Source organism: Asanoa sp. NPDC050611, assembly GCF_040654855.1.
Lineage (GTDB): Bacteria > Actinomycetota > Actinomycetes > Mycobacteriales > Micromonosporaceae > Asanoa.
Window position 1 is genome coordinate 20,014 of the sequence record NZ_JBFAIU010000059.1, and the last position, 10,365, is coordinate 30,378.

General features: G+C 72.6%; 11 protein-coding genes. 7 read left to right on the forward strand and 4 right to left on the reverse strand.

Features of this window, described 5'->3' with window-relative positions; all coding sequences use genetic code 11:
* Positions 1-9 precede the first annotated feature (9 nt).
* Positions 10-345, forward strand: a complete 336-nt coding sequence (locus tag AB0H87_RS12185) for a GNAT family N-acetyltransferase (RefSeq protein ID WP_360143124.1) — start codon at positions 10-12, stop codon at positions 343-345.
* 4 nt (positions 346-349) lie between these two features.
* Here AB0H87_RS12185 and AB0H87_RS12190 read toward each other — a convergent pair whose 3' ends face one another.
* A complete protein-coding gene (locus tag AB0H87_RS12190; protein WP_360143126.1) occupies positions 350-553 on the reverse strand; it encodes a hypothetical protein in 204 nt (67 codons plus the stop codon).
* Between the two features lie 143 nt (positions 554-696).
* On the opposite strand from AB0H87_RS12190, the gene AB0H87_RS12195 reads away from it, so the two are divergent.
* Genes AB0H87_RS12195 through AB0H87_RS12205 form a run of 3 tightly spaced genes read left to right on the forward strand, consistent with a single transcriptional unit; the run spans position 697 to position 6,979 of the window.
* Positions 697-1,353, forward strand: a complete 657-nt coding sequence (locus AB0H87_RS12195; protein WP_360143128.1) for an LPXTG cell wall anchor domain-containing protein — start codon at positions 697-699, stop codon at positions 1,351-1,353.
* Positions 1,350-2,057 carry a cobalt transporter gene (locus AB0H87_RS12200; protein ID WP_360143130.1) on the forward strand — a complete coding sequence of 236 codons (708 nt, stop codon included), beginning with the start codon at positions 1,350-1,352 and terminating at the stop codon, positions 2,055-2,057. The genes AB0H87_RS12195 and AB0H87_RS12200 overlap by 4 nt, the downstream gene beginning before the upstream one ends.
* Positions 2,058-2,071: 14 nt before the next feature.
* Positions 2,072-6,979, forward strand: coding sequence for a carbohydrate-binding protein (locus AB0H87_RS12205; RefSeq protein WP_360143132.1), 4,908 nt, complete (start codon positions 2,072-2,074; stop codon positions 6,977-6,979).
* A 27-nt stretch (positions 6,980-7,006) separates the two neighbouring features.
* Here AB0H87_RS12205 and AB0H87_RS12210 read toward each other — a convergent pair whose 3' ends face one another.
* Positions 7,007-7,606 (reverse strand): helix-turn-helix domain-containing protein, encoded by a 600-nt coding sequence (locus AB0H87_RS12210; protein WP_360143134.1) that lies wholly within the window; start codon positions 7,604-7,606, stop codon positions 7,007-7,009.
* 63 nt (positions 7,607-7,669) lie between these two features.
* Here AB0H87_RS12210 and AB0H87_RS12215 point away from each other — a divergent pair, with 63 nt between their 5' ends.
* Positions 7,670-8,428, forward strand: a complete 759-nt coding sequence (locus AB0H87_RS12215) for an SDR family oxidoreductase (RefSeq protein WP_360143136.1) — start codon at positions 7,670-7,672, stop codon at positions 8,426-8,428.
* A gap of 9 nt (positions 8,429-8,437) precedes the next feature.
* The gene (locus tag AB0H87_RS12220; protein ID WP_360143138.1) at positions 8,438-9,172 is read left to right on the forward strand and encodes a GNAT family N-acetyltransferase; all 735 of its coding nucleotides are present in this window, start codon (positions 8,438-8,440) and stop codon (positions 9,170-9,172) included.
* Positions 9,173-9,178: 6 nt separating this feature from the next.
* Here AB0H87_RS12220 and AB0H87_RS12225 read toward each other — a convergent pair whose 3' ends face one another.
* Positions 9,179-9,913: a BTAD domain-containing putative transcriptional regulator gene (locus tag AB0H87_RS12225; protein WP_360143140.1), complete on the reverse strand. Its 735-nt coding sequence runs from the start codon at positions 9,911-9,913 to the stop codon at positions 9,179-9,181.
* A 32-nt stretch (positions 9,914-9,945) separates the two neighbouring features.
* Between AB0H87_RS12225 and AB0H87_RS12230 the strand changes: the two genes are divergently transcribed.
* Entirely contained in the window at positions 9,946-10,107 is a 162-nt protein-coding gene (locus AB0H87_RS12230) for a DUF1059 domain-containing protein (protein ID WP_360143142.1), read from the forward strand.
* Positions 10,108-10,112: 5 nt separating this feature from the next.
* Here AB0H87_RS12230 and AB0H87_RS12235 read toward each other — a convergent pair.
* Positions 10,113-10,365, reverse strand: a 253-nt coding sequence (locus AB0H87_RS12235; protein WP_360143144.1) for a DUF427 domain-containing protein, incomplete at its 5' end; no start/stop codon positions are given.

The window sequence follows — 10,365 nt, forward strand, 5'->3', positions numbered from 1 at the left end:
GTACGGGACATGTTCGAGCGATCCGACCCCGTCCCGCCGCTGTCCCCCGCCTCGGCCCGGCTCCTCGGTCCCGACGGACGCAGCGCCGGCCACGTCCTGTGCGCCGGGCCGGTGCCGTGGACGGAATACCCGTGCGCCTGGGTGCTCAACATCGGCGTCGGCCCGCGCGCACAGGGCCGCGGCCTCGGCCGGGCACTGCTCACGCACGCGCTGCGCGGGACGCGCGAGGCGGGGCTGCCGGCGCTCGCGCTCTCCGTGGCGGACGGCAACCCGGCCCGCCGCCTCTACGACCGGGCCGGCTTCGTCGTGGTCACCCGGGTGCTCTCGCTGACGATGCCGGCCTGACCGGTCAGGCGTCACCGCCGTCGCCGTCGCCGCCGTCGTCGTCGTCAGCGGAATCGGAGTCGTCCGAAACGTCGGCCTCGCGGGGATGTGCGTCCCAGTCCAGGCGCCCGCGCCCCGGCGCCGGCGACCGGGCCACCCGCATCCGCATGCGGATCAACATGACGACGGCGACGGCCGCCGCGGCAACACAAAGGACATTCAGCAGCACCGCACCGAAGCTAGCGGAGCGGGTCCACAACCGACTGTTCACGTCGGCATCTCCTGGCGATCACACACGCGCGCCCGTGCGTTTCACGAAGCTGGCACAGACTCAGCCGCGGCCCCGACCCGATCGACCTGGAGCGTTCCACCGTGCCCTTCCGCGGCGTCGCCATCGCGCTCGCGTCCCTCGTCGTCGTGCTCGGAGCGCCGGCACCGGCGAGCGCGCACCCCTTCGGTGATCCGCAGACCGTCGCGATCACCGCCGACCCGGCCCGGCCCGACGTCGTCCGCGTCAGCTGGAAGGTCGGCGGCCTCGACGACCTGACCGTGCTCGGCGTGAACCTGGGCCTGCTGCCCGAGGACCGCGTGTTGCTCGACGGCGCGGTCTTCTACGAGCCCGCCGACGCGGCCGCGATCGGGCCGTCCCAGGAGTTCGCGGCCTACCTGCTCAAGCAGGTCACGGTCACCAGCGACGGCGAGTCCTGCACCGGCGTGGTCACACCGCCGGACGACCTGGCCAAGGCCGGCGCCGACATCGACTACACCTGTCCCGGCGCGGTCGGCGTCGCCAGCGTGGCCGTCCGGACGCTCACCGACCTCAACCCCGCCTACCGGACACTCGCCACCGGCCCCGGCGGGGCGCACGCCGTCTACACCTCCGACGCGTACACCCATGACTGGTCCCTGACCGGCGACGGCGTGCGGAAGTCCGCCGCCGCGGCCCAGATCGCGGCCGTGCTCGGCGGGCTGCTGCTCCTCGCGGCCGCCGCGCTCGTCCTGGTCAGACGGCGCAAGAGGCGCGCGTGAGCAGCATCGCCGACCAACTGCAGAGCGCCATCCAGTCCCCCGGCGTGCCGCCGCTGGCGTTCGGGCTCGCCTTCGTCGCCGGCGCGGGTCACGCCGTGACGCCCGGGCACGGCAAGAGCCTCGCGGCGGCGTACCTCGTCGGCTCGCGCGGTCGGATCCGGGACGCGGCCTGGCTCGGCGGTTCGGTGGCCGTGATGCACACGCTGTCCGTGCTCATGATCGGTCTGGCCTGGACGTTCCTGTCCCTTTCGGACGCGATCGCGATGCGGGACCTGACCCGCTGGCTGCAACTCGCCGCGGGCCTGCTGGTCATCGCAACCGGCGTCTGGCTGCTCCGAAGGAGGAGGCACCACCACGGTCACGATCACGAGCACGGCCTCGAGCGCCCCGGAATCCTGCTCCTCGGCGCTTCGGGCGGCCTGACCCCGTCACCGGCCGCGTTCCTCGTCCTCGTCACCGGTCTGTTCCTCGACCGCGCCGCCTTCGCGCTCCTGCTCGTGCTCACCTTCGGCGTCGGCATGGCCGTCGTCCTGTTCGGGGTGGGCCTGCTGGCGATCGGCGGCAGCACCGTCGTGACCCGCGGCGCACACACGCACGCCGCTCTCCGCCTGGCCACCCGCGTGGCCCCGATCCTGGCCGCGGCCGGGATCACGCTCTTCGGCGCCGGACTCACCGCCGTCGCCGCGATCCACCTCACCGCCTAAGGAGAAACGCTGTCATGACGCGCCGACTACGAGCGCTGACAATAGCGTTGGTCACCGTCGCCGCCACCGCGATCGTCGTGCCGACCAGCGCATCGGCGGCGGAAGCACCGCCGGGTGCGCCCACGCTCAACATCCGCGACGGCCAGGCCCTGGACGGCATGGTCACCGTCAAGGCCGAGCCCACCGCCGAGAACGACTCCGTCAAGCAGATCACCGTCGACGGGCACGCGGTGGACGCCGCGACCACCGCCGGCACCGCTCATTTCGCGTTCGACATGGGCGGCAACGGCACCGAGGCGCGCTACCACAACTACATCACCGTGAACGGTCGCGCGGACCGGGTCTACTTCCCGGACATCCCGGGCGGCCGCTCGGGTGTGCTCGACTTCCCCGGCGAGTGGCTGCGCTCCGGCGTCAACACCATCACCGTCAATGCGGGCGCCAACTGGGTCGACAGCACGAACACCAACGCCATCGGGTACGAGGTGCTGCCGAACGGCGAGGGCGGGCGCTGCCCGAACTTCGACGACTTCCCGCTGAGCAGCATCAGCCTGAGCCTGCTCGGCGTGGTGATCGACGGTGAGCAGAACCTGTTCAGCTACAGCTTCGGCGACGGCACGTGCGGCAGCTCGACGCCGCGCCTGGCGCAGACGCTGACGTTCGTGCTCTCCGGCGAGCCGGGCGGCACCGCGGGCCGCAGCTTCGCGCTCGACACCCGCACGCTGGACAACGGCGACCACACGATCGCGGCGGTCGCCACCTCCGGCGCGAGCACCAGCGTGACGGTCGGCGTGAACAACCCACCGGCGGGCTCGGCCAAGGTCACCCCGGCCGAGGGCGAGCTGGTCCGCGGCACGCAGCCGGTCATCGCGGCCACCCCGCGGGACGGCGACGGCGTCGACACGATCGCCCTCGACGGCGCGCCCGCGCAGAACGCGGAAACGCTCGCCGCCGGCACCTCCACCTTCAGCTTCACCGTCGCGGCCGGCAACTCGATCGAAGCCCGGTACCACAACTACCTGCTGGTCAACGGCAACCGCGTCGACCTCGGCGGCGACTTCGGCGCCGCGGCGGCCGAGGCGGTCTCGATCGACCTGCCGAACCGCTTCCTGCGCCCGGGCGACAACACGATCCAGGTCGTCACCGGCGACTACAACTCCGGCAGCGGCGCCAGCCTCTGCGCCAACCACGACGACTTCCGGATCACCCGGAGCACCGTCGCGCTGGCGGTCGACACGGGCACGGCCACGCTCGCCGGGGTCGCCTACGTGACCGGCGGCGCACGGACCCCGACCGAGGACGCCGCCCTCGCGCTGGGCGACGGCACCTGCGGTGCCAACAAGGACGCCGAGTTCACCTTCACGGTCGCCGGAGCAGAGACCACCCGCACCATCGACACGCTGGCCGGTGGCGCGGACGCGAAGCTCCGGCTGTTCATCGGCGGCAACGGCACCGACGGCGGCTACCTGAACCAGGTCGAGATCAACGGCATCCCGCTGGACCTCGGCATCTGGGAGAAGGAGACGGCCGAGCTGTCGTTCCCCAACGAGTGGCTCGTGCCGGGCGTCAACGTCCTCGACTTCAAGGCCGGCATCAACCCGACGACGATCGCCGCCGACTGCCCGACCGGCAACTTCGACGACTTCACGATGCGCGACTTCGAGCTCCTGCCGGCCGGGGGCACCGCGCGGCGGCTGACCCGCGAGGTCGCGCAGACGACCGTCACGATCGGCTCGTCCTCGTACCCGCCGGGCACGGAGGTCACCACGTTCATCGGTGACGGCACCTGCGGCAGCACGCACAACAACACGCTCCGCAAGGAGATCCTCTTCTCGGTCGACGCGCCGGCCAAGGGCCTGCGGGCGGACGTCGACACCACCACGATCGACGACGGCCGGCACACGGTCTCCGCGAAGAGCGGCGACCGGACCGCCACGCGTACGTTCACCGTCGACAACGCCGCCCCGACGGTGGAGAGCAGCGTGCCCGCCGAGGGCCAGCGGCTCACCGCGACCGTGGCGCTGGACGTCCGGGTCAAGGACGCGACCGGCGTCGCCGGCACCCCGACGCTCCTGCTCGACGGCAAGGCGGTCAAGCAGGGCGACCAGATCGGCCACGGGCTGCCGGCCGGCGCGCACACGCTCGCCGTCACCGCGACCGACACGCTCGGCAACACCGCGACCCGCGAGGTGAGGTTCACCAGTGCCAGCATCCCGGACGTGCCGACCGCGCTGAACTCGGTCGTGGAAGGCACGAACGGCCCGGTGGCGACGCTGTCGGCGACCGTGCCCGGTGCGGACGGCACACCGCTGACCGCGACGTTCACCAAGGCCGACGTGGTCGCGCCGACGGCCGGCTATCAGGGTGTCGCGGCGTCCGTGCCGACCACATTGGATGTCGCACACGACGGCAGTGTCGACGTCGCCTCGCTGCGGCCGCTCGACGGCCGGACGGTCGACACCTCGTCCAGCCGGGACGTGGTCTTCCAGCGGTACGACCTCAAGCTCACCGACGCGCAGCAGGCACCGACCCTGCGCTGGGAGGGCACCATCGACCCGGCCCGGGTCGCCGCGCTGCGCGTGTGGGACCCGGCCGCGAGGAAGTGGGTCGTGCTGACCAGCTCGCGCGGCACGGCCGGCAGGAGCACGGTGCTCACCGCCGCGCTCACCGACGGCTACCGCGCCAGCGGCAGCGTGCACGTGCTGGTCACCGGCGAGGACCCGTTCGCCGACGACCTGTCACCGCGGGACGCCTCGGCGCAGAACGACAAGGACCGCTTCGAGGACCCGAACTCGTACGACTTCGCGCTCGCGCACTTCACCGACACGCAGTACCTGAGCGAGGGTGCGGCCGGCGGCACGAACGACGACTTCGACGGCAAGGCCGAGCCCTCCGACGTCCAGGTGGCCGAGGAGCAGGCCGTCTTCGCGGCGGCGTACCGCAGGACCACGCAGTGGATCGCGGACAACGCGGCCGGGCGGAAGATCTCGTACACGGCGCACACCGGTGACGTCATCGAGAACGACTACTACGACCCGCTCGCGAAGAACCCGGACGGCTCGCTGCTGCGGCCGGGCCTCGACGCGCAGGTCAACCGGGAGTTCGAGCGGGCGTCGGAGTACCAGCGGGTGCTCGACGACAAGGGCGTCGTCAACCAGGTCATCGCCGGCAACCACGACAACCAGCTCGGCGCCGAGACCGGCCCGAACTCGCGATTCAGCAGGACGTTCGGCGCGGACCGCTACTACAACGTGGCCGACGCGTGGCCGGCCGGCACCGAGTACCACGCGTGGGACGAGGTGACCAACGCCGACGGCACCGTCACGCCGGGCAGGGACAACCAGAACAACTACGTGCTGTTCTCCGCCGGCGGGCTCGACTTCGTCGCGGTGGGCCTGTCCTACGGCGTCACGCCGGAGGAGGCCCGGTGGGCCGACTCGGTGTTCAAGCGGTACAAGGACCGCAACGGCATCCTGCTCTCCCACGACTACCTGCGCCCGTCGAGCAACCCCGACGGCCGCGACGCGGCGTTCTCGGCGCCGGACGGCTCGCCGCTCTACAAGCTGGTGGTCGAGGCCAACCCCAACGTGTTCCTCGTGCTGGCCGGCCACGAGCACGGCGTGGGCACCAACGTGAAGTCGAAGGTCGGCGTCACCGTGACGCACGACGTGGTCGAGCTGCTGGCGGACTACCAGTTCTACACGGTGGCCGCGGGCGAGCTGTGGCCCGACAAGGTCGACGCGGCCGGCAACATCGACCTCAACGGCGACGGCTCGGTGGACCGCAAGGCCACCGACCGGCTGCAGTTCGGCGCGAGCTTCCTGCGGCTGCTGCAGTTCGACGTGGACCGGTCGGAGATGAGCATCGACACCTACTCGCCGCTGCTCGACAACTTCGGCGCCACCGAGTACGACATCCGGGCCGACGGCAGCCAGCCGAGGCCGCGGTACAACGGCGCGGAGGACAACCTGAAGCTGCCGGTCGACCTGACCACGCGGAAGACCTCGTTCAAGACCGACTCGCTGGCCGCGTACGTGCCGGCGGGCGTCATCGGGGCCGACGAGCTCACCGCGAACGGGACGGCGTCCGTAACGTGGGCGGGGCTCGAGCCCGGCACCTCGTACGCCTGGGTCGTCGAGGCCAGGAGCGCCGACGGTGGCTTCGCGGTGGCCCAGCCGGCGGTCTTCCGCACGGCGATGGGCAAGCCGACCGTGACCGTCACCGCGAACCCGGTCGACTGGGGCACGGCGGCGAAGGTGACCGTGCAGGTCGACGCGGCACCGGTCGCGGTCACGGGAACGGTCACCCTCCGGGAGGGCGACAAGGTGCGCGGTTCGGCACCGGTGTCGGGCGGTTCGGCGACGTTCACGCTGCCGGCCGGGCTCGCCGGCGGCGACCACGCGATGACGGTGACCTACTCGGGCGACGAGCACCTCGACCCGGCATCGGTGCCGGTGACCGTGACGGTCAAGCTGCCGCCGGCGTGGAACGCGTCGACGGCGTACAGCACCGGCCAGCGCGTCACGTACCAGGGCAAGGTCTTCGTGGCGTCCTGGTACGCGAAGAACGAGAAGCCGGGCAGCAACCCGACCGGTGCGTGGCAGGAGCTGGCCGTCACCGAGGAGGGTGCGGCCATCTGGACGCCGTCGCGCATCTTCGACGGCGGCGCGGTCGTGGTGCACGACGGCAGGCAGTGGCGGGCCCTGTGGTGGACCCGCAACCAGCAGCCCGGTGACCCGAACGGCCCGTGGGCCGAGATCGCCCCGCGGCCGGCCGACGGCAGCCCGGCGGCGTGGACGGCGAGCATGCCGTACGACGCCGGCGACCGCGTGACGTACCAGGGCCGGCCGTACGAGGCCAGGTGGTACTCGCGCAACCAGCGGCCGGGCGACCGCAACGGCCCCTGGAAGCAGATCGGCTGACGCGACTCCACGCGGCCCGCGGCTCCCCTACGGGAGTCGCGGGCCGCCGCCGTTTCCGAACGCGGCGGTGAGCGCTTCCTCGATCAGGTCCGGCAGCTCGCTGCGGCCGTCGTCCTCCGCCCAGCGGATCAGGGCCGTGTGCATGGCGGCCAGGCAGGCGGCGGCCGCGGCCTGGGCGTGGAATGCCGGGCCGGTCTCCGCACCGAGCGCGTCGACGATCGCCTGCTGCAGGGCGTAGTGGCTGTCCAGATGCCGGGCCCGCAGGGCCGGCGTCGAGATCATCAGGCGCAGCCGGGCGAGCAGGAACGTCCGGGCGCCGCCCTCGGTCAGCACGTCCGCCGACTCGACGAGCGCCCGCCCGATGCGGCTGACCAGCGGCTGCCCGGCGGATGACGCGGCGACCCGCTCCGCGACCAGCTCGCGGTGCTGGTCGACCAGCACGAGGTCCTCCTTGGTCGGGAAGTGCCGGTACACCGTCATCGGTGAGACGCCCGCGGCCTCGGCGACGTCGGCCACCGTCGTCGCGTCGTAGCCGCGCGTGCTGAACAGCCGCACCGCGTGGGCCTGGATGGTCCGCTGCGTCTCGGCGCGCCGCTGCGCGCGCAGCGTCGGCTGCTGGTCGGGCATGTGTTAGAGGCTACCGCTGTGTTAGTGTCTACCAACTTGGTAGTGACTAACAGGGGAGACGACATGGGTGACCGGACGGCCTTGGTGACCGGAGCGTCCAAGGGCATCGGGCAGGCGATCGCGGTCCGGCTGGCAGAGCAGGGCGCGACGGTCGTCGTGCACTACGGCGCGGACCGGGACGGCGCCGCGGCGACGGTCGACGCGATCGGGCGCGCGGGCGGCGCCGCGGTCGCCGTGCACGCCGAGTTGGGTGTGGACGGCGACGTCGAGACGCTCTTCGCGGGGGTCGAGGCGGCGCTGGCCGGGCGACCGCTCGACATCGTCGTCAACAACGCGGCGGCCGCACCGGCCGGACCGCTCGGCGGCACGACACCGGCGGAGTTCGACCGGCTCTTCGCGGTGAACGTGCGCGCGCCGTACTTCATCGTCCAGCGGGCCCTGCCGCTGCTGCGCGACGGCGGCCGCGTCATCACGATCTCCTCGGCGGCGACCCGGATGGCGAACCCGACCCAGACGTCCTTCGCCATGACGAAGGGCGCGGTCGAGACGATGACCCGCACCCTGGCCAACCAGCTCGGCGACCGCGGCATCACGGTGAACGCGGTCGCACCCGGCGCCACCCGGACGGCGACCAACGGCGAGTGGTTCGCGGCTCCCGGCCTGGCCGACCTCATCGCCGGCACGACGGCCCTCGGCCGGCTGGGCAGCGCCGACGACGTCGCCGACGTGGTCGCGTTCCTGGCCTCCGACGCCGCACGCTGGGTCACCGGGCAGGTGATCGACGCGAGCGGCGGGCTCTTCCTGGGCCCGCGCGCCGGATAGCCTGCGATCGTGGAGATCGTGACGCGGGTCGATCGGCCCGATCTGGACGAGCAGGCGGCCGAGGTGTTCCGGGAGCGGTGGCCCGAGTTCATCTTCCACGACGACGTGCCGAAGAAATACCTGGCGCGCGTCGAGGAGTTCTTCTCGCGCTACGACATCATGGTGCTCGACGACGACGGCGCCGTGGTGGCCGGCGGGTGGGGCGTGCCGCTCGCGTGGAACGGCACGATCGAGGACCTGCCGACGGGGTACGACGACGCGATGGTGCGCGCGGTCGAGGGACGGGAGGCCGGCACCGCACCGTCCACACTGTCCTTCATGGCCGCCGCGGTCAGCGCCAAGCACGACAGGCGGGGTCTGGCCACCGCCGTGCTGTCGGCGCTCACCGCGCGCGCCCGCGAGGACGGCCTCCATCGCGTCCTCGCTCCCCTGCGGCCCACCTGGAAGCACCGCTACCCGCTCGTCCCGATGGCCGAGTACGCCACCTGGACCCGCGCCGACGGGCGCTCCGTCGACCCGTGGATCCGCACCCACCAACGGATGGGCGCCCGCGTCCTCGGTCCGGCGCCCCGGTCCATGGTGATCGAGGGCACCGTCGCCGAGTGGGAAAGCTGGGCCGACATGGCGTTCCCGGTCACCGGCGACTACGTCGTCCCCGACGCGCTCAACCTGGTCCACATCGACCACGAACGCGACCGCGGCGTCTACGTCGAGGAGAACCTCTGGGTCGAGCACACCACCTAGCGGTCGTCAACCGACCCGCAGCAGCTCCGCGTGGGCATCGCGGACCGTCGCCGACGGGTCGACGCCCAGCTCGTCGCGCAGCCGCACCCGGAGCCGCTCGTAGGCGGCCAGGGCCTCGGCGACGTTCCCGCGTGCCGCCAGCGCGCGCATCAGCAGCAGGTGTCCGGTCTCCCGCAGCGGCGCCGCTTCCACCAGGTCCCGGGCCGCACGTTCCGCACCCGGCAGCTCCGCACCGCCGATCGACAGGCAGGCGCCGGCGTAGCACTCCAGGGCGCGGGCGTGGACCTCGTCGAGCCGGGCCCGCCACGCGTCCGCCCACGGCGCCGTCGCCTCCGGCAGGAAGGGCCGGCCCGCGACGAACCGGGCGGTCAGCGCCGCCGCCCAGGCACGCCGCCAGTCGCCCACGGCCGCGGCCGACTCGGCCCGGTGCACCGAGGACAGGGCCGTCTCCACGTCGACCACGGCCGACGGCGGCAGGTCGACCGCCAGCTCCGAACGGCCGCGCAGGACGTCAGCACCGGTCGCCGCACGTACCCGGGAAACCAGGGCGTTCAACGCGGACCCGGCGGCCGGCGGCGGCGCCGCACCCCACAGGACGTCGACCAGCTGGTCACGAGGCACCGGGCGGGGCCGCTGCAGCACCAGGTACGCGAACAGCAGCCGGCCCTGCCGACCGGGCAGGGTGACCCGCCGGCCGGTCAGCTCCACCAGCAGGGGCCCGCAGAGCTGCACGCGGGTCACGTGACCACCTCCCGCGCGGAAGAATGGAACCGATGACGCGCCAGGTCCGATGCGAGTGCGGCTTCGTCGCCCGCGGCGACACCGACGAGGCCGTGATCGCGCTCGTCCTCGAGCACGTCGCCGCCGACCATCCCGACCTCGCGGAGACCGAGACCGCCGACGACATCCGCGGTTGGATCGAGCTCGTGCCCTAGGTCGACTAGGACTCGACGCCGAACTCCTCGCGCAGCGACCGGACGATCGCGCCGCCCGGGCGGTCGCGCAGCTTGCCGTCGACCGTGACGTCGAGGATGTCGTCGTAGAACGCGACCAGCCCCGCGATCGGCCCCGCGTCGGGCAGCGGCCGCTGGTAGGACCAGACCACGTTCGGCCGGCTCTCCGTCGACCAGTACGACGCCTGGCCCTTGTAGGGGCAGTAGGTGAGCTGGTCGCTCGGCGTCAGGTCGGCGACC

Bases quoted from the DNA above. Each gene is read 5' to 3' on its own strand.
- AB0H87_RS12185 (WP_360143124.1), top strand. From the start codon at position 10: ATGTTCGAGCGATCCGACCCCGTCCCGCCGCTGTCCCCCGCCTCGGCC.
- AB0H87_RS12205 (WP_360143132.1), top strand. From the start codon at position 2,072: ATGACGCGCCGACTACGAGCGCTGACAATAGCGTTGGTCACCGTCGCC.
- AB0H87_RS12210 (WP_360143134.1), bottom strand. From the start codon at position 7,606: ATGCCCGACCAGCAGCCGACGCTGCGCGCGCAGCGGCGCGCCGAGACG.
- AB0H87_RS12215 (WP_360143136.1), top strand. From the start codon at position 7,670: ATGGGTGACCGGACGGCCTTGGTGACCGGAGCGTCCAAGGGCATCGGG.
- AB0H87_RS12230 (WP_360143142.1), top strand. From the start codon at position 9,946: ATGACGCGCCAGGTCCGATGCGAGTGCGGCTTCGTCGCCCGCGGCGAC.